28 protein-coding genes, 1 tRNA gene, 1 other RNA gene, 1 pseudogene and 1 other annotated feature are annotated in these 25,225 nt (G+C 34.8%); of the genes and pseudogenes, 30 read left to right on the forward strand and 1 reads right to left on the reverse strand.

Annotated features, from left to right (window positions below):
- Nucleotides 1-607: 607 nt before the first annotated feature.
- The 24 genes from tadA to rsmI all read left to right on the forward strand — a co-directional run bounded on the left by tadA (nt 608) and on the right by rsmI (nt 17,716).
- Complete coding sequence (gene tadA / locus U473_RS12735; RefSeq protein ID WP_068726987.1) at nt 608-1,084, forward strand: tRNA adenosine(34) deaminase TadA; 477 nt, start codon at nt 608-610, stop codon at nt 1,082-1,084.
- Nucleotides 1,085-1,152: 68 nt separating this feature from the next.
- The gene (locus U473_RS12740; protein WP_068726989.1) at nt 1,153-1,950 is read left to right on the forward strand and encodes an undecaprenyl-diphosphate phosphatase; all 798 of its coding nucleotides are present in this window, start codon (nt 1,153-1,155) and stop codon (nt 1,948-1,950) included.
- A 54-nt stretch (nt 1,951-2,004) separates the two neighbouring features.
- A tRNA-Ser gene (locus tag U473_RS12745) sits at nt 2,005-2,096 on the forward strand.
- A 147-nt stretch (nt 2,097-2,243) separates the two neighbouring features.
- Nucleotides 2,244-2,508: signal recognition particle sRNA large type (ffs, locus tag U473_RS12750), an RNA gene on the forward strand.
- A gap of 135 nt (nt 2,509-2,643) precedes the next feature.
- Nucleotides 2,644-4,065: an ATP-binding protein gene (locus U473_RS12755; RefSeq protein WP_082732539.1), complete on the forward strand. Its 1,422-nt coding sequence runs from the start codon at nt 2,644-2,646 to the stop codon at nt 4,063-4,065.
- Between the two features lie 96 nt (nt 4,066-4,161).
- The gene (dnaX, locus tag U473_RS12760; protein WP_068726991.1) at nt 4,162-5,847 is read left to right on the forward strand and encodes a DNA polymerase III subunit gamma/tau; all 1,686 of its coding nucleotides are present in this window, start codon (nt 4,162-4,164) and stop codon (nt 5,845-5,847) included.
- A gap of 13 nt (nt 5,848-5,860) precedes the next feature.
- Complete coding sequence (locus tag U473_RS12765; protein WP_068726994.1) at nt 5,861-6,172, forward strand: YbaB/EbfC family nucleoid-associated protein; 312 nt, start codon at nt 5,861-5,863, stop codon at nt 6,170-6,172.
- Nucleotides 6,173-6,187: 15 nt separating this feature from the next.
- Nucleotides 6,188-6,790 carry a recombination mediator RecR gene (gene recR, locus U473_RS12770; RefSeq protein ID WP_068726996.1) on the forward strand — a complete coding sequence of 201 codons (603 nt, stop codon included), beginning with the start codon at nt 6,188-6,190 and terminating at the stop codon, nt 6,788-6,790.
- Between the two features lie 84 nt (nt 6,791-6,874).
- The gene (locus tag U473_RS12775) at nt 6,875-7,852 is read left to right on the forward strand and encodes a CPBP family intramembrane glutamic endopeptidase (RefSeq protein ID WP_068726998.1); all 978 of its coding nucleotides are present in this window, start codon (nt 6,875-6,877) and stop codon (nt 7,850-7,852) included.
- Between the two features lie 82 nt (nt 7,853-7,934).
- Nucleotides 7,935-8,108, forward strand: coding sequence for a DUF2508 family protein (locus U473_RS14400; protein WP_161937337.1), 174 nt, complete (start codon nt 7,935-7,937; stop codon nt 8,106-8,108).
- 33 nt (nt 8,109-8,141) lie between these two features.
- Nucleotides 8,142-8,420, forward strand: coding sequence for a pro-sigmaK processing inhibitor BofA family protein (locus U473_RS12780; RefSeq protein WP_068727000.1), 279 nt, complete (start codon nt 8,142-8,144; stop codon nt 8,418-8,420).
- 758 nt (nt 8,421-9,178) lie between these two features.
- Entirely contained in the window at nt 9,179-9,625 is a 447-nt protein-coding gene (locus U473_RS12790; RefSeq protein ID WP_068727005.1) for a hypothetical protein, read from the forward strand.
- Nucleotides 9,626-9,645: 20 nt separating this feature from the next.
- On the forward strand, nt 9,646-10,371 hold the full coding sequence (locus U473_RS12795; protein ID WP_068727007.1) for a hypothetical protein: 726 nt from the start codon (nt 9,646-9,648) through the stop codon (nt 10,369-10,371).
- Between the two features lie 54 nt (nt 10,372-10,425).
- Nucleotides 10,426-10,617 carry a sigma factor G inhibitor Gin gene (locus U473_RS12800; protein WP_308789529.1) on the forward strand — a complete coding sequence of 64 codons (192 nt, stop codon included), beginning with the start codon at nt 10,426-10,428 and terminating at the stop codon, nt 10,615-10,617.
- An 89-nt stretch (nt 10,618-10,706) separates the two neighbouring features.
- Nucleotides 10,707-12,170 carry an aminotransferase class I/II-fold pyridoxal phosphate-dependent enzyme gene (locus tag U473_RS12805; protein WP_068727010.1) on the forward strand — a complete coding sequence of 488 codons (1,464 nt, stop codon included), beginning with the start codon at nt 10,707-10,709 and terminating at the stop codon, nt 12,168-12,170.
- A gap of 16 nt (nt 12,171-12,186) precedes the next feature.
- Nucleotides 12,187-12,837 carry a dTMP kinase gene (gene tmk / locus U473_RS12810; RefSeq protein ID WP_068727702.1) on the forward strand — a complete coding sequence of 217 codons (651 nt, stop codon included), beginning with the start codon at nt 12,187-12,189 and terminating at the stop codon, nt 12,835-12,837.
- A 2-nt stretch (nt 12,838-12,839) separates the two neighbouring features.
- A complete protein-coding gene (locus tag U473_RS12815) occupies nt 12,840-13,169 on the forward strand; it encodes a cyclic-di-AMP receptor (protein WP_068727013.1) in 330 nt (109 codons plus the stop codon).
- A 12-nt stretch (nt 13,170-13,181) separates the two neighbouring features.
- Nucleotides 13,182-13,628 carry a YaaR family protein gene (locus U473_RS12820; protein ID WP_068727015.1) on the forward strand — a complete coding sequence of 149 codons (447 nt, stop codon included), beginning with the start codon at nt 13,182-13,184 and terminating at the stop codon, nt 13,626-13,628.
- 31 nt (nt 13,629-13,659) lie between these two features.
- Complete coding sequence (gene holB / locus U473_RS12825) at nt 13,660-14,631, forward strand: DNA polymerase III subunit delta' (RefSeq protein ID WP_068727017.1); 972 nt, start codon at nt 13,660-13,662, stop codon at nt 14,629-14,631.
- Between the two features lie 13 nt (nt 14,632-14,644).
- Complete coding sequence (locus tag U473_RS12830) at nt 14,645-15,457, forward strand: PSP1 domain-containing protein (protein WP_068727019.1); 813 nt, start codon at nt 14,645-14,647, stop codon at nt 15,455-15,457.
- A 19-nt stretch (nt 15,458-15,476) separates the two neighbouring features.
- Nucleotides 15,477-15,818, forward strand: a complete 342-nt coding sequence (yabA, locus tag U473_RS12835) for a DNA replication initiation control protein YabA (protein ID WP_068727704.1) — start codon at nt 15,477-15,479, stop codon at nt 15,816-15,818.
- A gap of 41 nt (nt 15,819-15,859) precedes the next feature.
- Nucleotides 15,860-16,582 carry a tRNA1(Val) (adenine(37)-N6)-methyltransferase gene (locus tag U473_RS12840; protein WP_068727022.1) on the forward strand — a complete coding sequence of 241 codons (723 nt, stop codon included), beginning with the start codon at nt 15,860-15,862 and terminating at the stop codon, nt 16,580-16,582.
- Nucleotides 16,579-16,863 carry a GIY-YIG nuclease family protein gene (locus U473_RS12845; RefSeq protein WP_068727024.1) on the forward strand — a complete coding sequence of 95 codons (285 nt, stop codon included), beginning with the start codon at nt 16,579-16,581 and terminating at the stop codon, nt 16,861-16,863. The genes U473_RS12840 and U473_RS12845 overlap by 4 nt, the downstream gene beginning before the upstream one ends.
- Entirely contained in the window at nt 16,841-17,716 is an 876-nt protein-coding gene (gene rsmI, locus U473_RS12850; protein ID WP_068727026.1) for a 16S rRNA (cytidine(1402)-2'-O)-methyltransferase, read from the forward strand. Before U473_RS12845 ends, rsmI begins: the two co-directional genes overlap by 23 nt.
- 61 nt (nt 17,717-17,777) lie before the next feature.
- Here rsmI and U473_RS12855 read toward each other — a convergent pair whose 3' ends face one another.
- On the reverse strand, nt 17,778-18,029 hold the full coding sequence (locus U473_RS12855) for an AbrB/MazE/SpoVT family DNA-binding domain-containing protein (protein WP_068727028.1): 252 nt from the start codon (nt 18,027-18,029) through the stop codon (nt 17,778-17,780).
- Between the two features lie 163 nt (nt 18,030-18,192).
- On the opposite strand from U473_RS12855, the gene U473_RS12860 reads away from it, so the two are divergent.
- The 6 genes and pseudogenes from U473_RS12860 to rsmA all read left to right on the forward strand — a co-directional run bounded on the left by U473_RS12860 (nt 18,193) and on the right by rsmA (nt 25,184).
- Nucleotides 18,193-19,467, forward strand: coding sequence for an HD domain-containing protein (locus tag U473_RS12860; RefSeq protein ID WP_082732543.1), 1,275 nt, complete (start codon nt 18,193-18,195; stop codon nt 19,465-19,467).
- 61 nt (nt 19,468-19,528) lie between these two features.
- Nucleotides 19,529-19,720, forward strand: a binding site (T-box leader).
- Nucleotides 19,721-19,775: 55 nt separating this feature from the next.
- A complete protein-coding gene (metG, locus tag U473_RS12865) occupies nt 19,776-21,782 on the forward strand; it encodes a methionine--tRNA ligase (RefSeq protein ID WP_068727032.1) in 2,007 nt (668 codons plus the stop codon).
- 16 nt (nt 21,783-21,798) lie between these two features.
- Complete coding sequence (locus tag U473_RS12870; RefSeq protein ID WP_068727035.1) at nt 21,799-22,563, forward strand: TatD family hydrolase; 765 nt, start codon at nt 21,799-21,801, stop codon at nt 22,561-22,563.
- A gap of 82 nt (nt 22,564-22,645) precedes the next feature.
- The gene (locus tag U473_RS12875) at nt 22,646-23,692 is read left to right on the forward strand and encodes a 3D domain-containing protein (RefSeq protein ID WP_068727037.1); all 1,047 of its coding nucleotides are present in this window, start codon (nt 22,646-22,648) and stop codon (nt 23,690-23,692) included.
- A 62-nt stretch (nt 23,693-23,754) separates the two neighbouring features.
- On the forward strand, nt 23,755-24,300 hold the full coding sequence (gene rnmV / locus U473_RS12880) for a ribonuclease M5 (protein WP_068727039.1): 546 nt from the start codon (nt 23,755-23,757) through the stop codon (nt 24,298-24,300).
- A 7-nt stretch (nt 24,301-24,307) separates the two neighbouring features.
- A pseudogene (rsmA, locus tag U473_RS12885) lies at nt 24,308-25,184 on the forward strand (16S rRNA (adenine(1518)-N(6)/adenine(1519)-N(6))-dimethyltransferase RsmA).
- The last annotated feature ends 41 nt before the right edge of the window (nt 25,185-25,225 follow it).

Below are 25,225 nucleotides of genomic sequence, written 5' to 3' on the forward strand. Positions count from 1 at the left end.
ATGCATATGAGTAAAATAATATATTAAGTATTTCCAAAAATTAAAAATTATTTCCCAATCAATTAAGAAAAGGTTTTGTATATTCCATCACACTCCGTCATCCGTGCCCTTCTATGAATAAAGTTTAAGGAGAGAAGAGCATTTCTGAAGGTCTTAACTTATGGAATATTCAAACCCCTAAATGACAATTGGAAGAAAGTTATACTCTCTCCCTTTCTTATCTTTTAAAAAAAACGCCGAAAAAATTCGGCGTTTTGGTATAAAAAGTAACAGGATTTTTATTTTTTAAAAAAGATTTACAATATGGAGTGAATAGAGTTTAGAAACAAAAAAATTGGGAAAAAGCTGGTCTAGGAGCTTTCTCCCAAAAGGATGGAGTAAGTATATGTGAAGGTAAGGCGGCCTTAGTTAAGGCAAGCTAAGCAAGTTAGCTTTTAGAAGAATAATTTTCTTCTTGATCTAAGAATAAAACGAAACGAAAAAGAATACAACAATTTTGTTCATTAGTTCACAAAGTGTTCAAAAGATATTGACGAATTTTTGGCAAAGTGTACACGATTATAAAATATTTTGGTTAGCCACATATAGAAAGTTAGGTGTTTATTCTATGCTTGATTCTGATATTGGATATATGAAAGAAGCTTTACTTGAAGCAAAAAAGGCTGAAGTCTTGGGAGAAGTTCCAATAGGAGCGGTGATTGTTAAAGATGGCACAATCATTGCGAAGGGACATAATTTAAGGGAAACGTTAAAAGATCCTACTGCTCATGCAGAAATCATTGCGATAAGAGAAGCAAGTAAAAGACTTGGCGGTTGGCGTTTACATGGTTGTACCTTATATGTAACGCTAGAACCTTGTCAGATGTGTGCAGGTGCATTGATTCAGTCTAGGGTTGATCGAGTCGTTTATGGAGCAAAGGATCTTAAAGCAGGGGCAGCTGGATCACTATTAAATTTGTTAAATGATGAACGATTTAATCATCAAGTTTCTATTGAATCAGGTGTTTTAGAAGAAGAATCTGCCCATCTTTTAAAAATCTTTTTCAAAAACTTAAGAAAAGGAAAAGAAGATTCTAAATCATAACCTCTTGTCCCTTATATATAAGATAAGGTATGATGAAAAAGTATTATTTGTTGGCTTGGAGGGGAATTATGGAGGAGCTTATTAGGGCGATCATACTTGGGATTATTCAGGGATTAACAGAGTTTTTACCTGTTAGTTCTACAGGCCATTTGTTACTGGCAAGGAATTTGTTTGGCTTATCTGAAGCAGGTTTATTTTTAGATACAATGTTACATTTTGGAACATTAGTTGCCGTTTTTATTGTTTTTTGGGATGATATCATTCAATTACTAAGAAAACCATTTAGTAAATTAGCACTTTTAATTATAGTAGGGACGATTCCAACCGCAATCATAGGCTTAACCTTTGAAGATTTTTTTGAGGAAATTTCAAAAACTGGGGTTACAGTTGGCTGGGAATTTTTATTTACTGGTTTTATTTTATGGCTTGCTGAGACTGCGAAGAAAAGAGGACATAAGAAGATAGACCATATCCAATATAAAGATGCCCTTATTATCGGGACCTTGCAAGGTGCAGCGATTTTACCAGCGATTTCAAGGTCAGGATTAACCATTGCTGGAGCTTTATACCGTGGTATCGAAAAAGAAACAGCAGCTCGGTTTTCCTTTTTAATTTCTATTCCTGCTATTTTAGGTGCTGTGGTGTTACAAGGTTTAAAATTATTCAGTGGTAAAGAGATAGAGTCTCTCCATGCAATTGGGGTGATTCCCCTTATAGTTGCAACTTTATCAGCTGCTTTGTCCGGTTATTATGCCATAAAGTGGATGTTGAGGGTTATTCAAAAAGGTTCTTTAAAGGTTTTCTCTATTTACGTGTGGATTTTAGGTATAGGGATTCTAATTGCACAATTTTTTGGGAAATGGTAAATTGTTCTACCTATTGAAATTAATTTATGAAGATGCTAAAATATCAAAGTTAGTGGAGAGGTGTCCGAGTGGCTTAAGGTGACGGTCTCGAAAACCGTTGTACGGTATTAGCCGTACCGTGGGTTCAAATCCCACCCTCTCCGCCATAGTTACATATGATAACCGAAACCTCCAATTAATGAGAGGTTTTATTTGTCTCCTAAGTCATTGATTTCCACTTGAATAAAGCAGAAGGAATCGTTATAATAAAATATGCACCTTTTAAAGGTCACTAAATTTTAATAACAAGTTTGTCGTGCTAGATGGGGAGGTAGCGGTGCCCTGTAACCCGCAATCCGCTATAGCGGGGTTGAATTCCTATTAGCGGGCATCTCCATGTAAGGTCTGACTTATGCAAGTGGTGTTGACAGTTGGGTCCTACGCAACGGAAACCCATGAACCCCGTCAGGTCCGGAAGGAAGCAGCGGTAAGTGGAATTTTTCGTGTGTTGTGGGGTTGCCTAGCTTGAGCTAACTACATGAGTTCGCTTGGATGGGATGTTCAATAATAGGTGCACGGCTTTACTATATAATCAATCATTTACACCTTTTGATAGGTGTTTTTTTTGTCCCCTTATATCAGAAAAGTATCACTTTGGAAAAAGAAGGATTTTAAATAGGTGAGGTCGAATTAGTAAATAAAAAGGGGGATTGAATGAAGGATGTAAATTTCAAATTACATATGAATGGGGAGAATTTCCTCCAATATATACACGAATCTCCAATTGGCTATTTAATTATTGATGGAAATGGATTAATTAAGGCGATCAACCCAATTTTACTTCATGCTACTTACTATAGTGAAGAAGAACTTCTAAATCAACCCTTTTCTAAACTTCTTTATTTTGAAGGAACAGCAGAGGAATTCATTAAGAAGCTTTCTAAGTTCCGATCTGAAAATTCTTTAAGATTATCATGGAAGGATGTCAATGGAAAACCATGTTATAGTAAAGTTTTGGTTTGGGAAAACAAGCAGGGAACAAAAATGTATGCAATCGCCTTTTTGGATATTCACAAAGAAAGATATCCCAGCTTAGTATCCCGTTTTGCAGAAAACTTTGTATCAGATATTAATATTGGCCTTATTGTGATTGACCAATCTTTTCATATCGTAGAGATTAGTTCTTTAGCTTGTAAGTTATTAAATGTTTCAAAGAATGAAGTGGTCAATAAATCGATTGACGAGGTATTTTTTGATGTTCCTGATGAACATCGAATTGTACAACGTACATTATTAAATGGAATTACTGTAAAAAATCAGGCAATCGCTTGGTCAAGTAACCAGCAAAAGTTTGACCTTTTAGTCGATTCAAATATTATTAGGGATGAAACGGGGCATATTGTCGGAGCCTATGTTATTTTTAAAGATGTTACTAATTTAAGGTCTTTGGAACAACAGGTTAGGCAAAGTGACCGGTTGGCAACAATCGGACAAATCGCTGCCGGAACTGCGCATGAAATAAGAAATCCCCTAACGTCCATCAAAGGTTTTTTACAAATATTAAAAACGGTTTTGGTAAAAAATCAGCTTAATAATGAAATAGAATATACTGATATCATGTTATCAGAGATTGAACGAATCAATAAATTGGTAAATGAAATCCTATTATTAAGTAAGCCTAAAGATGTGATTTATCAAGCGCTTGATATCAATACAGTATTAAAACAACTTTATCCTATTATTCAAAATGAGGGTTTATTACATGGTATTGAAGTAAACTATGATTTAACGGAATCCTTACCTCTGGTTATTGCGGATTCTGAATTATTAAAACAAGTCTTTCTAAACGTCTCTAAAAATGGAATCGAGGCAATGTCAGAGGGAGGAATATTGAATATTTCTACAAAAATAGATGAGGAAAATAAAAGGGTTGAGATTGCGATTCATGATAACGGTCCAGGAATTCCCAATTATATAGCAGATAAAATATTTGAGCCATTTTTTACAACGAAGCCTACAGGTACGGGATTAGGTCTCTCTATTTGCCAAAAAATCATACATGATCTAGGTGGATCTATTCGTGTCTCAACAAAAGGGTTCGGTACAACCTTCCAAATTTCCCTTCCTTTTCATTAAAAGTATTTCCCTTGCTTAAAGCGAGGGTTTTTCTTTTGAAAAGATCGATATTTACTTGTATAATGAATGAGATAATAAAAAATTGAGGTGTAGAAGATGGCCTATTTAGCGTTATATCGTGCTTGGCGTCCTCAAACATTTGAAGACGTTATAGGTCAAGAACATATAACCCAAACCCTTCAAAATGCACTAAGAGAAAACCGATTTTCCCATGCTTACCTTTTTAGTGGCCCAAGAGGAACGGGAAAGACAAGTACAGCAAAAATTTTTGCTAAGGCAGTAAACTGTGAATTAGGGCCTAGAGAAGAACCTTGTAATCAATGTAAAACATGTATAGGTATCACAAAGGGCTTTAATATGGATGTAGTGGAGATCGATGCTGCTTCTAACCGTGGTGTTGAGGAAATCAGAGACCTTCGGGAAAAAGTAAAGTTTGCACCTACTGAGGCAAGGTACAAGGTTTATATTATTGATGAAGTTCATATGTTAACTACAGAAGCATTTAATGCTTTATTAAAAACATTGGAGGAGCCCCCTAGCCACGTTATCTTTATTTTGGCAACAACTGAACCCCATAAATTGCCTCTAACCATCATTTCAAGATGTCAACGATTCGATTATAGAAGAGTTTCTGTCGAGGCGATGGTTACAAGACTAAGTTATATTTCTGACGAAAAGGGATATCAGATTACAAAAGAAGCCTTATCATTGATAGCCTTGCAATCTGAGGGTGGAATGCGTGATGCTTTAAGTCTTCTTGATCAGGTTTTAGCATTTAGTGGGGATGAAATTACAGTTGAAGATGTGTTAAGGGTAACTGGCAGAGTTTCATATCAGGAATTTTCACGGTTAGCCACAAGTATTCTTAAAAGGGAAACTACAAATGTATTACAACAAGTTTCTCAATTACTACAAGAGGGAAAAGATCCAGAAAAATTACTTGAAGATTTATTATTTTATTATCGTGACTTATTACTCTATAAATCAGCACCATCACTTGAACAAATCAAAGAAAAGCCATTGATTGATGATCAATTTCCCCAAGTGGCAAACAGTTATAGCAATGAACAGTTATTCCAAACGATTGAAACGCTAAATCAATATTTAAATGAAATGAAATGGACGAATCAATCACAAATCATTTTAGAACTAGCTTTAGTTAAGGTATCTACCTCTCATCAAAACCAAGATGGACAGTTAAATAGTAAAGAACTAGATGAATTAAAAAGCAAAATAAAAGAATTAGAAAGTAAGCTAGAGCATATTCACCAAGCAGAGGCTATTGAAACAGTAAAGGTTGATCATAGACCTATAACACCTTCGCAGCATCATCCAACAAATGGGCAAGTTGTTAAACGTCTATTGCAATGGAAATCTTCTTTTTCAGAAGAACGATATCAAAAGCTATTACAAGTGTGGCCCAAAATCCTACAGACTGTAAAACAGAGGAAAATTACGGTGCATGCTTGGCTCGTAGATGGGGAGCCAGTTGCGATCTCTTCTGACACTATTGTTATTTCTTTTAAAAACATGATGCATCGCGATACAACAGATAAGCCTTCACATCGTCAATTAATTGAGCAGATTATTCTAGATGTTTTCGGTCAGCCTTTTCATATTTATAATATCATGCAAAAAGATTGGCAACGTTTCCTGGAAGAAAACCAAGATGAAGGTACTCAATCCCTACAGGAAGAACAGGGAGATTCTGACGAAGATGATGAAATCGTAAAGAAAGCGATTGAGCTTTTTGGAGAGGATTTAATTGTAATCAAAGATTAGGAGGACGAAAGAAATGAAAAATATGAATCAAATGATGAAACAAGTTAAAAAAATGCAACAACAAATGGAGAAAGCGCAAGAGGAATTGAAAAATAAAACGGTACAATCCAGTGCTGGTGGAGGAATGGTGACAGTTGTGGCTAATGGTCACAAAGAGATTGTTAGTATTGAAATCAAACAAGAGGTAGTTGACCCTGATGATATCGAAATGCTTCAAGATTTGGTGATGACTGCGGTTAATGATGCATTAAAGCAAGCTGATCAATTAATCGCACAGGATTTAGGGAAATATACCAGCGGTTTAAATATTCCAGGAATTTTCTAGGAAAAAGGAGTACTTATGCAATATTACTATCCAGAGCCTATAGCAAAATTGATTGATGGATTTTCAAAGCTTCCAGGTATAGGCCCAAAGACAGCACAACGTTTAGCATTTTATGCGATAACCATGCAAGAACAAGATGTATTAGATTTAGCAAAAGCTTTAGTACATGTTAAAAAAGACTTACATTATTGTTCTGTTTGCCAGAATATTACGGATGTAGACCCTTGTCATATCTGCCAAGATAAAACAAGAGATCGGTCTGTCATTTGCGTTGTTCAAGATCCTAAAGATGTTATCGCGATGGAGAGGACGAGAGAATTCAATGGAATGTACCATGTTCTCAATGGGGTTATTTCTCCAATGGAAGGCATTGGGCCTGAAGAATTAAAAGTAAAAGAATTATTGGTTCGATTAGGGGATGAACAAGTAAAAGAATTAATTTTGGCTACTAACCCTAACATAGAAGGGGAGGCAACAGCAATGTATCTATCTAAGCTAGTTAAACCATTTGGTTTAAAAGTTACTCGAATTGCCCATGGATTACCTGTAGGTGGCGATCTGGAATATGCAGATGAGGTTACCTTAACAAAGGCGCTTGAGGGAAGAAGAGAATTGTGAATCTTTTAAGTCAAAATTAAAATATAAAAAGGCAGGTTTTTCCTGTCTTTTCTTTTGTATGTAAAATAATCAGGAGGTGAGCGAGTGACAGAATTATCTATAAATCCTATGATTGACCATCGTAAAGGAAAATTAGACAAAATAGAAAACTTTATGGCCATTTTATTGCTTTTGGGTTTTATTTTAGGGATTATTTTGCAATATTCCACTTTAGAGTTTATCCCAACTAATGATGATAACTGGCGTATAGAGATTTTAGCAGAGCAATATTACCAATCATTTCATCATATCCTATTATTGTTGTCTCTGATATTAACTATTTTACCTTCATTTTTCTTTATTCCTACCTCTCTCCGTATACAATCCCAGTTCATGGGAAGCAGAATCTATAGAGGTAGGGATTTTTTAAGGTTTATTGGTTGGTCGCAATCCCTTCTGGGTATCTTTTATTTCGTTTCATTTTTTATACCGAGCTACATGTTAGAAAATCAAATATATTTATTATTTGAGCCTTTTATTGCCCATATATTTATGTTATTCGCATTTCTTTTGACTGTATTTCATAAAAGACAAGGGATTGGGTTGCAAACAGGCTTTTCTTGGTTTAAGGCACTTATTTTTATTATTGTTATCTATCTTTCGATTGGATTATTTATTGATCTTTTAGTTACAGAACCGATAGCTAAACTATTTGATTTGGAATTGGTATCATGGCGGGAAGACCAAATTTCTCAAGAAATTTTAGGCGCTAGTCAAAATGGTTGGTTAGGTTCTATTTTTGAAATTTTAATGATTGGTTTATTGGTGCCGATTGCAGAAGAAATTATGTTCAGAGGTCTTATACAAACCATTATTCATCGAAAGCTGGGAAAATGGGTTGGGATGATCCTAACCGCATTATTGTTTGCTCTCATTCATGTTGATCTTTCATTATTAGCACCTTTATTTGTGATTGGGATGGTATTAAGTTGGCTAAAAGTTTATTTTAATAGTTTATGGCCTCCTATTATGTTTCATATTTTAATGAATAGCATTTCTACATTTATCTATTTAATTCAATAGCATATTCATCCTCTTTCTCATCTATATATGTAATAGGAGAAGGAGGGGCCGATATGGACATAGCTAAAAAAACAAGGAACTGTTGGATGAAATACAAGAAGCAAAAGATGAATGGAAACGAGCACTCATGCAATTTGAATACGCAGAACATCCAGATGCAATTGATTTTTCAGCATTTTATATCAAAGCAGCCGAAAGAAGATATATGTACCTTTTAAACAAATATAAACAGTGGATGAGTGAAAATGGTTTATAGGTTAGAAAAAGGGAAGCAGAGGAGGGGTCAAATATGGTTGGCTTAGGTTTAGGTTGGTGGTTTTTAATCCTAATTGTTGGCCTTACGATTGTCGTATTTTTTGGACAAACTTTGTTAAGATTACTCAAATGGGGATGGTTTGCCCTTATTCGGGTTGCGATTGGCGCTTTATTAATCTTTCTTTTTAATTTAATCGGACAACTTATAGCTTTTCAAATCCCATTAAATCCAATCACGGCGGTCATAAGTGGGGTGTTAGGAATACCAGGCGTATTAGCTTTGGCAATCATCAAATGGCTTATCATCCTCTGATAAACAAACTTAAGGAGCTAACCCTTTGGTTAGCTCCGCGCTGCTCTTACTTCTTTTATTTCTGATTCAATTTTTTCTTGTTCATTATGGGATAATTCCTTTCATTCGGCTTTATTGTATTCTATCTGTTTTATATACGGAGATCCCAAAAGGCTCATACTTGATAAGGATATTACTATTTTTAAGTAGAGTTACTTTAATGAAAAGAAATAAGCGAAATATAAATAAGGATAATACAAAAATAATTGAAAATAATATAGAAAAACTAGGAAACCAAAGAATAAACCATATGGAAGAAAAGCAACCTATAAAAAGATAACTTAATTCAAATTGATAGTATTCATGTAACGTTAACATCTTAGCAGGGGTTAAGCCAAACCAAGGAAGATAAGGGAACCTTAATTTGATCCCTTTTTTAAAAAAATGTAGATACCATATACCCCAAAAAAGGTAGAGAAGATAGTAGATCATCAGCAAAAGAAACATCTCTGCCCATGCGATGTAGGTTACCATCAGAATTGTTGTCAGTAATCCTTCAAATAACATGGTTAAGTATAAGGTTAACCATATGGGTTTTCTACGAAAACGAAAGAGGAGCTGATAATTGAAAACAATTCGATCGTCCATTAACAATCTCCTTATCCTTTTTACTCTTTTTTATATTTTATCTTAAATTGAGTGGTTCGTTCACTCATTTTTTTTAAAGACACGATACAATATTTTCTTGACATCATAGAAAGGAGAAAAGAAGTTTCACCATGAATCAAGTCAAAGTGCCGATCGCAAACATGAAAAACGGTAAGGAAAAGCTATCGATAGGTATATTAGTTAAAGATGAAGACCATATCAATTTAGATGAAATGCTAAAGAATGATATTTTATCTCATTTGCAAATCAACCTGTTTAATATGAAGTATCAAAATACAGAAATAGTCAATCAAGAACTCCTTACACTTTTTTTAAAAGAATCTTCCATTTTAATGCTACATCTAACGGAGAAACAACAGCTTCTTTCCTATATAAAGAAATGGAGTGATCATCATACAAATGGTTTGCTTATTTTAAGTTCTCCTATAGAGATTGGGATGGCAAACCATATTTATCATTGGTTACAGAGGAAGGGGAAAAAAATTGAAGTGGCTGTATTGCCAATGCTCTCTTTTTTTTCCAAAGCAATCAGAAACAACTCAATTTTTTCCTATTAGGGGGAAAATCCAATGGTTCGATGACGAGAAAATTTAGAAGGGAAATAGCTAAATTAAACATCCCCTTTTTGTTTACAAGTTGCAAGGAGACGGAGCTTATTTCTATTGCTTTAGATTTTTATTATGCATTCAGAAAAGCGTTTATCTTAGATTTAGAGCAGATAGCCGTAGAGCAAAAGGTAGATGTTGAAGTACTTAAAAAAGGTTTAAAAATGATCCCTGAATATGATTACTTTCCACCTTATCATGAAGAACAGACAAAAAAGTTGATCCAAACTTTAATCTTATTACAAAGAATAGAAAAAAAACCAAACTTGTTTGTACGTTTAATATATAAAAAGATAAAAGAGGATTTCATGTGGCCTATTCAACAAATTGTAGAATTAAAAAGAGTACATTCTATCAATAGGGTTACTGTATATGGATACAATGAGGATATATTAGTTAGGTTAACTCACTTGCCTTTTCAGCAGATTATGGTCTTTACTCCCATCTCTCATAAAATTCATAAGAGAATTGTATCTCCTAAAATTGAATACATCAGTGACCTTTATCAAGCTGCTCAACAAACAGATTTGATCTTATTTTTAAGTAGCTTAAATGTAATCTCCACCATTTCATTGCAACGTTTGGGAAACTATGTTTCTAAAAAAATAATCATTGACCCTTTGAACCTTTTCGAGATCGATGAAATGAAGGCGTTAAAATGGACGTATATTTCAAAAGGAAGGGTGAAATATGTATAATCTAAGATTTCATGGAAATAATTGTGCAAAAGAGAGTAGAGGAGGCATGCACTATTGGATACAAAAGTTAAAACAAGTACTTATATATGTATCATGTGTGGGCGAAGAAAAAAGAAAGGAATTAAGATTCATAGTGGATTTATTTGTAGTCATTGTGAAGAAGAGATTGTTCATACAGATGTAAGTGATGAGAAATATCCCTTTTTTATCCAACAAATGAAAAAAGTCTGGATAAATAATGGGTGATAGGCGGAGACTTGGTAATCAGTTTCTGCCTTTTTTATGATAAAATAATGACAAGAATAGATATTCACATTGATATCAAAGGAGTTAATATGAGCAAAGTAAAGGCTCCATTATTTGAAAAGTTGTTATCTCACTATCAGAGTAATCCGGTATCTTTTCATGTACCAGGTCATAAAACGGGACAAGGATTTCCTTCTTTTGGGAAAAAAGTTTTCCAAGACCTGTTAAAAATCGATATGACTGAAATTTCAGGGTTAGACGATCTGCACCAACCTAATGGGGTCATTTTAGAAGCAGAGAAAAAAGCAGCCTCATTATTTAAAGCAGATCAAACGTTTTTTCTCGTCAACGGAAGTACAGCTGGAAATCTAGCCATGATCCTTGCGACTTGCCAGCCGGGGGACAAAATCATTGTTCAAAGAAATGTTCATAAATCTGTTATTCATGGAATGATATTAGCAAGAGCAGTACCTGTTTATATTGACAGCGAAATGATTCCCTCATTAGGTATACCAGGAAGCATCTCACTTCATACTTTGAAAGAAGTTCTTAAGAACCATTCAGATGCAAAAGCGATCTTTTTAATGAATCCAAATTATTATGGGATTGGTATTGATTTGACAGAAATTATTAATCTAGCTCATCTTTATCAGATACCTGTTTTAGTTGATGAAGCTCATGGGGCACATTTTGGTTTTCATCCTGATTTCCCCAAGTCTGCTATACAAATGGGGGCAGATGTTGTTGTACAATCGACACATAAGATGTTGTCTGCGATGACAATGGGTTCTATGCTCCATGTTAAAGGGACATTGATAGAGATTGACCGTTTAAAATTTTTCCTTTCCATGGTTCAAAGTTCTAGTCCATCTTATCCAATTATGGCCTCTTTAGATTTGGCAAGACAAGGGATAGAAGAACATGGAGAAACATTATGGAAAGAAATTTTACAAGGATTAGATTGGTTTTTAGAACAGACTCATTCCTTTCAATCTATTAGGTTACATCATCGAATCGCTAGTTACTACTATCAGGATCCATTGAAATTGATTATCCATGGCATAATAGGGAATATATCAGGCTTTGTTATTCAAGAATTGCTAGAGGAAAAGGGGATTTATCCAGAACTATCTGACTTATTCAATACATTGTTAATTACTAGTTATGGAACAACAATAGATGATTTAAAACGTTTATTGATCGTATTAAAAGAGATTGAACAACAACTCCCATTATTATCCAAAAAAAGCAACGAGAAGGATTTTACAAAGACTTTCACTGATTATCCCAAAAATAAGTTTAATGAAAGTAAGGTTTCTTTAGAACAAATATTATATGGTAGATCTACCACTGTACCTTTAGAACAAGCTGCTGGGAAAATTGCTGCGGAAATGGTTATCCCTTACCCTCCTGGAATTCCAGTGGTACAATTAGGTGAAGAAATGACTCAAGAAATGATAAATTACCTGATTGCATTAAAAAATCAAGGGGCAAAATTTCAAGGTGTTTTAGACCATCAATTGAAAAATATCAAAGTATTAGAAGGAAAATGATTTGGAGGAAACCAATTTGAAAGGTATTTTCGTAAGCTTTGAAGGTCCTGATGGAGCAGGAAAAACGACCCAACTTCATCTTTTAGCTGATTATCTAATAAGTAAGGGTTATGATGTGGTGACAACGAGAGAGCCTGGTGGGACTTTTATCAGTGATCAGATTAGACATATTATTCTTCATCCTGAACATAAAGAATTAAAAGATCAGACAGAAGTATTACTGTATGCTGCGTCAAGAGCGCAATTAGTACAAGAAAAGATCATTCCAGCTTTGAACGAGGGGAAGATCGTTCTATGTGATCGGTATATCGATGCTAGTATTGCATATCAAGCATATGGCTTAGGAATTGAGCGTCAAACCGTTCAACTTATCAATCTTTTTGCTACCTCACATTTGTGGCCTGACCGGACTTATCTTTTAGATATTAAACCAGAGGTTTCAAAAAGTAGGTTAATGAACAGAGGAGTAGGGGAATTTGGAAATGGCTTAGATCGAATTGAACAGAAGCAACTTGAATATCATAGGCGTGTCTATCATGGGTTTTTAACATTGGCAGATGAAGATCCAAAACGTATATTAAAAGTAGAAGCAGATCAAGCAAAAGAAGGAATATTTCAGGTGATTAAAGAAGATTTTATAAAAATACTTAAAAAGAAGGAGGAATAGAAATGAAATTGGTTATTGCGATTGTGCAGGATAAGGATAGCCACCGATTATCTAATGCGTTAGTAAAAGAAAATTTTAGAGCGACCAAATTAGCCAGTACAGGAGGGTTTTTAAAGGCAGGTAATACAACTTTTTTTATCGGTGTAGAAAATGAAAAGGTTGATCATGTATTAAAAATTATCAAAGAAAATTGTAAATCAAGGGAACAATTGGTTTCTCCGGTATCTCCATTAGGAGGGAATGCTGATTCCTATGTACCTTATCCTGTAGAAGTGCAAGTAGGTGGAGCTACAGTATTCGTCTTACCAATTGAAACATTCCATCAGTTTTAAAGGGAAAAGTCTATGAAAATCGATAAGGGGATACAAAAATCGACCACCTATAGAGCAAGTAACCGTCTAAATGTAGATGCGCAAGCCATGCAACAGAGTTTTTCTGATTTGATGCACTCACAAAATAAGCAATATTCTAAAGAAATGTTAACCAAGTTGCTAGCGGAAATTGATGAAACAGGGAAAAAGATTGCCTTATCAAGAAATTTAAAAGATATAAAAGCATACAAACAATTAATTAAACGGTTTATGGATGAAATCATACATTCAGCTATTCATTTAGATGAACAATTAAGTTATGATTACCACGGGAGAAGTAGAAGATATAAAATCATTAGAGAGATCGACAAAAAATTATTAGAACTTACCAAAATGGCATTAGATAAAGAGGAAAAACAAATTGATATCTTAGATAAAATTGGTGATATTAAAGGATTATTAATTAACTTGTATTATTAAGGTGAAAGATTAAAAAGTTAGGATGAAGGAAATGTCCTTGTATGATGTATTAGGTCAAAACAGGATTGCTGAATTACTAAGCAATAGTATTAAAAAACAACGAGTTTCTCATGCTTATATTTTTACAGGGATAAAAGGTGTAGGGAAAAAAAAGATGGCCATAGAATTTGCCAAAGCATTGAATTGTACAGTTAATTCTTCAGATGCTTGCGGCCATTGTTCAAATTGTATTCGTATCGAACATGATAATCATCCTGATGTTGTAAGGATTAGTCCAGAAGGCCAATCAATCAAAATAGAGCAAATTCGTCAATTACAAAAAGAATATCATTATAAATCAATGGAATCAAAAGTTAAAGTTTACATGATCGAACAAGCAGAACAAATGACACCTCAGGCTGCGAATCGTTTATTGAAATTCTTAGAAGAACCTAATTCACCAACAGTAGCGATACTCATAACGGAAAATATCCACCAACTGCTATCAACGATTCGTTCAAGATGCCAGATCGTTCAGTTTGCACAACTTGATCCAAATAGCATTGTCAAAATTCTAGAGCAAGAGGGATTTAGAAAAAGTGAAATCATACTTTCTACCCACCTTACTCAAAATTTAGATGAGGTAAGAACTCTTTTAAGCACAGAAGAGTTTGCGCAAATGAGAAATCTAGTGATACAATGGAGCGAGGATATGACTTCTAGGAAATATCAAGTATTACTATCAATCAATGACAAAATCATGCAAAGTGACTATATAAAAGAACATTTACCACAATTTCTTGATTTACTAATACTATGGTATCGCGATATCCTAAATATAAGACTTAAACGCAAGGATTTAATTATATACAGAGATTATTATGACCAGCTTAGGATGCAGGCATTACATGGTTCAGAAGATCAAATCATAGAGCACATTGAATTGATCTTAGCAACAAAAAGAACTCTGTCTTCACATGTAAACCCGCAACTTGCTTTAGAAAAGATGGTCTTGTCTTTATAGGAGGGATTTATTTTTGTATTCTGTAGTAGGTGTTCGATTTAAAAAGGCGGGAAAAATCTATTACTTTGATCCTGAGGATTTGTCAGTAGAAAAAGACCAGTTTGTGATTGTAGAAACTGCGCGGGGAATTGAATATGGTCAGGTTGTAATAGGAAGAAAAACCGTTGGAGACGAGGATGTTGTTCTACCCCTTAAGAAAGTGATGCGAATTGCTAATACCGAGGACGCACTACAAGTAGAGCAAAATAAAATAGATGCCAAAGAGGCTTTTCAAGTCTGTTATGATAAAATTGTAAAACATGAACTAGAGATGAAATTAGTCGATGTAGAATATACATTTGATCGGAATAAAATCATTTTTTATTTTACAGCTGACGGAAGAATAGATTTCCGAGAATTGGTCAAAGATTTAGCCGCTGTTTTCAGAACCCGAATTGAGTTAAGACAAATTGGAGTTAGGGATGAGGCTAAAATGCTAGGGGGAATTGGTCCATGTGGTCGAATTCTCTGTTGCTCATCTTTTTTGGGAGACTTTGAACCAGTATCTATAAAAATGGCCAAGGATCAAAACCTATCATTAAATCCGACTAAAATATCTGGATTATGTGGCCGATTGATGTGTTGTCTTAAGTATGAGAATGATAACTATGAGAGTGGCAAAGAAGAACTTCCTGATATAGGAAGTGAAGTAATGACCCCGCTAGGGCTAGGTCGAGTAGTTGGGCTTAATATTTTAGAACGCAAAGTACAAGTAGAGATTAGTGCAACACAGAATGTAGAAGTAATGGCTTTAGACGATGTTGTAGTGGGGGAATTTGAATTTTAAATTATTTGGGGTTGATATTGTGGAAAAAAAAGAGATTTTTTCACAGGTAGCTGAGATTGAAGAAAAAGTCGGGGAATTATACCAAGAATTGGGACTTTTAAAACAAAAAATTGTCACCCTTTTAGAAGAAAATCATCATTTACACATCGAGAATGAGCAATTACGTCAGAGGCTGGAGGAAAAATATCCATCATCTGATCCATCAGAAAAGACTGTGAAAGAAAAGACTAGGATTGGCGAGGGATATGACAATTTAGCTCGTTTATATCATGAGGGGTTTCATGTCTGTAACCTTCATTATGGAAGCCTGAGAACTGAAGGAGATTGCCTCTTTTGCTTATCATTTTTAAGTAAATCTTAACGACTCTCATCATTAGAGAGTCTTTTTTGTAGGTGAAGGAAATGGAAAGGCTAGATGATTTGTTAAATAATGATTTAAAGATTATCCAAAGTAAAGATATATTTGCTTTCTCAATGGATGCAGTCCTATTAGCTCATTTTGCAACGATCCCAAAGAAAGGGAAGATCATTGATCTTTGCACTGGGACAGGTGTTATTCCTTTATTGATGTCTACAAAAACCAAAACAGAGATATATGGAGTGGAAATTCAAGAAAAGTTAGTCGATATGGCCAATAGGAGCGTGCAAATCAATCATTTAGAGGGACAGATAAGAATACACCATGGAGATTTAAAAGAAGCTCCTAGGTATTTTGGAAAAGAAACCTTTGATTTAGTAACAGTCAATCCTCCTTATATGCCTATAAATGGACAGGATCATAATATAAATGAACATTTTGCGATCGCACGTCATGAAATTACTACGAATTTAAAAGCAGTGATAAATACAAGTGCTCAGTTATTAAAAACAGGGGGAAGGCTTGCGATGGTTCATCGACCATCAAGATTAGGAGATATTATCACAACATTGCGAGAAGAAAAATTAGAACCAAAAAGGATACGATTTGTTCACCCTTCTTTGCAGAAAGAGGCTAATATGGTATTAGTTGAAGCAACAAAGTTCGGGGGAAAAGAATTGCACATTTTACCACCACTGATTGTTTATGCTGAAGATGGAAAATATGAAAAAGAAATTCAGCAGATTTATTTCGGTGATGGGAAATGAATGTGAAAAAGGATCATTATGTTTATATTCTTCAGTGCGGCGATCATAGTTTTTATACTGGCTATACGACTGACATTAAACGGAGATTAGCGAAGCATCAAGAAGGAAAAGCATCAAAATATACAAGGAGTCGGCTTCCTGTGCGTTTGATATACTATGAAAAAGGAGATAGTAAATCTTGGGGTTTAAAACGCGAATTAGAAATAAAAAAATTAAATCGAAAGCAAAAAGAAATGTTAATTAAAGAAGGGTTAATCAATGAATATCCAGAAAAGCTATAAGGTTGAACCTCAAAAGGGATGTCTCTATTTAGTAGGAACACCGATAGGTAATCTGCAAGATATGACCTATCGTGCTATTCAGATCTTATCCGAGGTAGACTTAATCGCTGCAGAAGATACAAGGCAAACGATAAAACTATTAAATCACTTTCAGATTCAAAAAAAGCTATATAGTTATCATGAACATAATAAGGAATCCAGTGGTGCTGAACTTCTTCAATTATTGGAAAAGGGAAGAAATATTGCTTTAGTTAGTGATGCAGGTATGCCAGCTATTTCAGATCCAGGCTATGAGTTAGTTAGATCTAGTGTAGAAAGAGGGATACCGGTGATCCCGATTCCAGGGGCTAATGCAGCATTAACGGGGCTAATCGCCTCTGGGTTACCTACGCAGCGATTTGTTTTTTTAGGTTTCCTATCTAAAGAAAAAAAGGTTTTATCCCAGCAGCTTGAACAAATAAAATCTTACCAGGAAACTTTGATTATCTATGAAGCACCACACCGAATTGAGAAGACCTTAAAAATGATTCTTGCGGGTTTAGGTGATCGAAATCTAGTACTTATTCGAGAATTAACAAAAAAGCACGAAGAATTTATAAGAGGAACTGTTTCCGAAGTGATGCAATATTTAGAAGAACATCCTCCAAAAGGAGAATTGACCCTTATTATTCAAGGTTCTAGTGGAGAGGAAATAGAGAGGGAAACTAATCAATGGTGGCAATCCTTATCCATTCTTGAGCATGTGGAACATTACATAAAACAAGATAAACAACCAAAGGAGGCGATCAAATTAACCGCAAAAGATCGTAATCTTAACAAGAGGGAAGTATACCAACAATACCATAAACTATAAAACATGAGCTAAAAAAAACAAAAGCTTCTTTTATGGTCGAAGCTTTTGTTTTCGCCTTCATTTAATTTTGTGCGTTTGGCATTTCGCTTAAGCATTCACTACATACAATTTTGTTTTTAAAATGGAATACATTCTCTGCATTTCCACAGAAGATGCAAGCTGGTTCGTATTTTTTTAGAATAATGCGTTCGCCATCTACGTAGATTTCTAAAGCGTCCTTTTCACTAATTCCTAATGTTCTACGTAATTCAATTGGAATAACTACACGACCTAACTCGTCTACCTTGCGGACAATACCTGTAGATTTTAACATTTTGTTACCCTCCTTTATCAATTTTTTAAATTAAGGATAATATCGTCATATTTCGACAAAATTTCTATAAACATAGAATACCAAGGATTGCCAAAACAGTCAATACATTTTTGCATTTTTTGTAAAATTTTTTGTTATTTTCTTAATCATGAATAAAGAGGTGATGGATTTGAGGATGGATGAAGAAAAAGTATTTAAAGATCCAGTCCACCAGTACATCTATGTTCAAGATCGTTTAATATGGAATTTAATTGATACAAAGGAATTTCAAAGATTACGTCGGATTCGCCAACTAGGGACTACTTACTTTACTTTTCATGGAGCTGAACATAGCCGGTTTTCGCATTCGTTAGGTGTCTACGAAATCACTCGGAAAATTATTTCTCGTTTTGAACGAAACCAATATATAGAGTGGCCAAAAGAGGAGAGACTTATTTCTTTAGTAGCGGCACTACTCCATGATGTAGGCCACGGTCCTTTTTCCCATTCAATAGAAAAGGTATTAAACACGAATCATGAGGAATGGTCCAAAAGTTTAATTTTAGGTGAAACTGAAATTAATTCTTTTCTTCGCCAAATTGATTCAACATTTCCCTCTCGTGTAGTTGATGTCATTAACAAAAAATACGAGAAACCTATTGTGATGGATTTAATCTCGAGTCAATTGGATGCGGATCGAATGGATTATTTATTAAGGGATGCCTATTATACAGGAGTTAATTACGGGTTTTATGATTTGGAGAGAATCTTAAGGGTACTTAGGCCATATCAAGGAAGACTTGTAGTAAAAGAAAGCGGAATGCATAGTGTTGAAGATTATTTGATGTCTAGATATCAGATGTACTGGCAAGTTTATTTTCATCCGGTAACGAGAAGCGGGGAAATTCTACTAAGAAAAATTTTCCTTAGGGCAAAAAACCTTTTTGAAGAGGGATATACCTTTTCAACTCTCTTTCCTCCCATCGTACGATTATTCCAAGGACAGCTTCATGTTGATGATTATCTTATTCTAGATGAACCTATGTTTTTTACTCTGTTTTATTTTTGGAGTCAAGAAAAGGATCAGATTCTAGCGGACTTGACAGAACGGTTTTTACATCGAAGATTATTTCAATACATAGATTTTAACCCTAATGATCAATCTAAACTAGAAGCTATCCTTGAATTTTTTCATAAAAATAACATTGATCCTACCTACTATTTAGAACTTGATTCACCATCTGACTTATCATATGACATTTATCGACCTGGCGATAAAAAAGAAATGTCGCCAATATATCTTTTAAATCGACAAGGAGAGACCATTGAGATTTCGACAAAATCAGATATTATTGCCGTCATCACAGGGAAAAGGAAAACAGAACATAAAATTTTTTTCCCGGAAGATTTGTTAAAAGAGAAGTCGATTTTATCCCAATTTCAACTATTGACACGATGAATGGAATTATGTATATTTTGGGAAAGAAAATGATATAATGAGCGATAATAACAAAAAATAAGGAAAATCAATGAAGGGATGAGTAATTCATCACCACTTTCACAGAGAGCTGGGAAGGCTGAGAACCAGTATGTTGGGATGAATGAAGATGGTCCTGGAGAAATGATACTATGTCGAATGACACTTAAAAGAGCCTATGCTAATGCATAGGAATTTGGGTGGTACCGCGTGAGTATAAACTCCCGTCCCAAGCTGGATAGGAGTTTTTTTATTTAAAGCAGTTTTTTCAAAAAAGGGGTTGAAGGACTTTGAGTAAAAAAACATTTTATATTACGACACCGATTTATTATCCAAGTAATAAATTACACATCGGTAATGCTTATACAACGATTGCTGCTGATGCGATGGCTAGATATAAAAGGCTCCGTGGCTATGATGTGTATTATTTAACTGGAACAGATGAACATGGGCAAAAATTACAAAAAAGAGCCGAGGAAGAAGGCTTAAAGCCAATTGAGTTTATCAATCCAATTGTAGAATGGATTCAAGATTTATGGCAAAAACTTGATATCTCATATGATGATTTTATTAGGACAACGGAAGAACGTCATGAAAAAGTGGTACAAAGGATTTTCAAAAAGCTTTTAGAAAATGGAGACATCTATCTTGGAGAATATGAAGGATATTATTGTGTACCTGATGAGGCATATTGGACTGAAAGGCAACTAGTTAAAACAGACGAAGGCTATTTATGCCCTGATTGTCATCGACCTGTGCAACTAGTGAAGGAGAAAAGCTATTTCTTTAAAATGTCAAAATATCAAGATCGGCTATTGCAATATATTGAAGAGCATCCAGAGTTTATTCAACCGGAATCACGGAAAAACGAAATGATTAACAATTTCCTAAAACCGGGTTTAGAGGACTTGTCGATTTCTAGGACAACGTTTGATTGGGGAATAAAGGTACCGGAAAACCCAGAACATGTGATCTATGTTTGGATTGATGCCTTAACCAACTATATTACTGCTATCGGCTATTTATCCGATGATCCGGAAGAACGAAAGAAATTTGAACGCTACTGGCCAACAGATGTTCATTTAATTGGGAAAGACATTCTACGATTCCACACCATTTATTGGCCAATTATTTTAATGGCATTAGAATTACCATTACCTAAAAAAGTATTTGGACATGGATGGATTTTAATGCCAGATGGGAAAATGTCAAAGTCAAAAGGGAATGTGATCGATCCAAAATTCCTAATTGACCGTTATGGTTCAGATAGTATTCGTTATTTTCTTTTACGAGAAATTGCTTTCGGTAGTGATGGAGTATTTACGCCAGAAATTTTCATTCAGCGTTTAAATGTGGATTTAGCTAATGATTTAGGTAACTTAGTCAGTAGGACAGTAGCGATGATAGAGAAATACTTTGATGGGTTTGTCCCAACTCCAGAAGCATTAACCTCTCTGGATGAAGATCTAAAACAAGCTGCGATGGAAACCTCACAAAAGGTAGAGGAATCATTAGATCAGATGCTCTTTAGCCAGGCTTTACAGCAGATATGGCAACTCATCAATCGGACGAACAAATATATTGATGAAACTTTGCCTTGGTCACTTGCAAAGGATGAGGCTAATAAAGGGCGGCTAGGGACGGTTTTATATCAACTGGTAGAAAGTATTCGTATTACTTCTATCTTGATTCAGCCTTTTATGACGAAAACGCCTCAAAAAATATGGGAGCAACTAGGTTTGGATGTTGTGTCAACCAATTGGGATTTAACTAAATCTTGGGGTATCGTTCATCCAGGAGCAAAAGTAGAGAAAAAAGAAGCGTTATTTCCACGCCTTGATATGGAAGAAGAAATCAAAGCAATTGATGAAACAACGGCTGCTGCACGAAAGCAAGCAGAAGAGAATGCAAAAAAATTAAACCAATCAGCGAACACAAATGGAGGAGATACCAAGATGGAAAATACGACAATAGATCAAATTACAATTGATGATTTCTCTAAAGTTGAATTACGAGTAGCAGAAGTGATTGAAGCAGAAAAAATACCAAATGCAGATAAATTGCTTAAAATTCAATTAGATCTTGGTTATGAAAAACGTCAAGTGGTGTCTGGTATCGCTAAGTATTACCAACCTGAAGATTTGGTTGGAAAGAAAGTTATCTGTGTAACCAACTTAAAGCCAGTAAAATTAAGAGGTGAAGAATCCAAAGGAATGATTTTGGCAGCATCGCAAGGGGATCAGTTGGTGCTTGCTACTGTTTCCGATGATATTCCAAATGGAGCCAAAGTCAAATAACGGTTAGGTGATTCTTATGTTAGTGGATACACATGCACATTTAAATGATGAAAAATTTAATGAAGATCGAGCTGAAGTGATCAAACGGGCGAAAGAAGTAGGTGTTGAAACGATTATTAACATCGGTTATAACCGAGAAACGATTCTTTCAACGATTGAATTAGTTGAACAATATGATTTTATTTTTGGGGCTGTTGGTTGGCATCCTAACGATGCACATGAAATGAAAGAAGAAGATTTTGACTGGTTAAAGGAAATCACCCAACATCCAAAAATATTAGCGATTGGTGAAATTGGTCTAGATTATTATTGGGATTTTGCTCCTAAAGAAGTGCAACAAGAAATTTTTCGAAAACAGATTCAATTAGCAAAACAAGTGAACTTACCGATTATTATTCATGACCGTGATGCTCATCAAGACATTTGTTCAATCCTTAGAGAAGAAGGTGCTAAGGATGTGGGAGGAATCATACATTCTTTCTCTGGTAGTATGGAAATGGCAAAGGAATGCATTGATTTAGGCTTTTATATTTCCTTTAGCGGACCAGTCACTTTTAAAAACGCAAAAAAACCTAAGGAAGTAGCAACCCATATACCTATTGACCGGATACTGCTTGAAACCGATTCTCCCTATTTAACCCCTGAACCATATCGTGGGAAAAGAAATGAGTCGGCATATGTCAAATTTGTTGCAACAAAAATCGCCGAATTACGAGGAATGGATGTCGAAGAAATTGCACAAATTACGACAAGAAATGCTAAACGGATTTTGAAATTCTAATGGATTTAAGGGATGGAAAATATTGGTTTGACATTTTAGCTATCATTGAATAAAATGTTGAACTGCTAAAGGGGGAGATGTAATGGGAAAACTGTCTTTAAAAGCAGGCAACCATTCTTCTTCTGTCATTCCTTCTTTTCCTAATACAAAATATAAAAAGACACTCTTTATCATTGTTTTTTTGGCTATTTTAGCATTCAGTTTCGTAACTTTTTATCAGTTGATGCAAAAAGAAGTTATTCTCGTTGTAAATGGAAAAGAAAAAGAAGTTTCTACTTTCAAAGGAACAGTGAAAGAATTGTTAGATCAGCAGCAAATAAAAATAGGCGCTCATGATCAACTTTCTGTTCCTCTTCAGTCACCGTTAAAGGATGGGCAGAAGGTAATTGTAAATACTGCTAAATTAGTAATTGTACAGGTAGATGGTAAACAAATTGATCATTGGACTACTGCAAAAACGATTGATCAGGTGATAAATCAACTAGGCATTCAACTTGGTTCATTAGATAAAGTTTACCCAAGCCTTAACACAATAGTTCAATCAGAAATGGATATTAAAATTTCAAGAATCACAAAGAAAATCGTAACAGAAGAAGAGAATATTAAATATGGATTAGTTAAAAAGGCTGACCTGTCTTTAGAAAAGAACCAAGAGAAAGTATTGGTTAAAGGCCAAGATGGAAAAATTGCCAAGGTTTATGAAATTACCTATGAAGATGGAAAAGAAGTAAAGAGAGAACTGCTAAAACAGGATATTGTCAAAGAAAAGAAAGATCAAATCATTGCTTATGGAACAGCTTCTGCTACTGTTTCTAGAGGTGGTTATATTCTCAGGCCAATTAAAGTTCTTAAAAACATAAAAATGACCCATTATGGTTCCGGAGTTTATACCTATACAGGAACAACAGCAACTGTTGGGAGAACGATTGCTGTTGATCCAAAGATTATTCCACTAGGTTGGTGGGTTTGGATTGATGGAGTTGGATTAAGAAAAGCAGAAGATATAGGCAGTGCGATTAAAGGAAATAAAATTGACCTTTATGTAGGTAATGATCAAAAAGCTAGTCAGCTTGGGGTAAAAACTGGTGTAACCGTGTATGTTTTAGGACCGGAAAAGCCAACAAAATAGTGAACAACTAACAGGGGGAGTTTTCCCCTGTTTGTTTGTATGAGGAGCTATAGGAGGGAACAATGAAGATTAAGGAAGTAATCGTAGTTGAAGGAAGAGACGATACGGTAGCGATACAAAGAGCGGTTCAGGCCGATACCATTGAAACAGGAGGATCTGCAATATCTCCTCAAATCATTGACCAAATCAAAAAAGCCCATCAGAAGAGGGGAGTTATTGTTCTGACAGATCCAGACTATCCTGGAGAAAGAATAAGGAAAATCATCAGTCGGCAAGTTCCGGGAGTAAAACATGCATTTATAATAAGGGAAGAGGCGACTAAAAAAGGAGATATTGGGGTCGAGAATGCCTCTCCAAATGTGATTCGCAAAGCATTAAATGATGTAAAATCTGAATGGATAGATGCAAAAGAAACAATCCCATGGAATCGATTAGTTGCAGAAGGATTAGTGGGTAATGACCTAGCAAAACAGAAAAGAATCGAACTAGGAAAAGTATTAGGAATTGGTTATGCAAATGCAAAACAGCTTCACAAAAGACTAAATATGTTTCAAATCTCAGAAATTGAATTCTCTAACGCATTAAAAATGATAAAAATGAAGGAATGAATCAATGATGGCGGTCAATATATCTAACCCAGCAGAAACGATGAATATTTTAAAAAAGTATGGTTTTACCTTAAAAAAAGTTTAGGGCAAAACTTCCTCATTGAACCTAACATCTTAACAAAAATTGTTGAAAAGGCAGAAATTGACCTAAACACCGGAGTGATCGAAATTGGCCCTGGAATCGGAGCTTTAACGCAAAAAATTGCAGAGAAGGCTGGAAAGGTAGTTGCAATTGAAATTGACCAACGATTAATTCCGATTTTAAAGGAGACTTTATCTTTCTATGATCATATAAAGCTCATTCATGCTGATGTATTAAAAACTAATTTAAATCAACTTATTATAGAGGAATTGAAAGAATACTCTTCAAAAAAATAGTGGCCAATTTACCCTATTATGTCACAACACCCATTTTAATTAAATTGTTAGAGGATAGATTAGGAATCGATTCGATTACGGTAATGGTACAAAAGGAGGTTGCAGAAAGAATCAATGCAAAACCTGGGGGTAAAGAGTATGGTAGTTTAACATTATTAATTGAATACTATGCTCAAGCAAGTATTGCCTTTTATGTTCCAAGCTCAGTCTTTATTCCTAAACCCAACGTTGATTCAGCCATTTTACATTTAAAAATGAGAAAAGAACCGCCAATTAAAGTAAAGGACGAAGATTTTCTCTTTAAATTGATACGAGCTAGCTTTTCCCAAAGAAGGAAGACACTATTTAACAATCTAATCCATAATCTTTTTGGGAAAGAAAGGAAAGCAGAAGTAGAGGAAATCTTAAATTCAGTAGGGATCGACCCAGTAAGAAGGGCAGAAACGTTAACTTTATCCGAGTTTGCTAAATTAAGCGATGAAATATATTTTCGAGAAATATATTGACAACATATTTGTCCCACTGCTATAATAATTTGTTTATTTGA

It is taken from the genome of Tepidibacillus decaturensis, assembly GCF_001561915.1.
GTDB classification, from domain to species: Bacteria; Bacillota; Bacilli; order Tepidibacillales; family Tepidibacillaceae; genus Tepidibacillus_B; species Tepidibacillus_B infernus.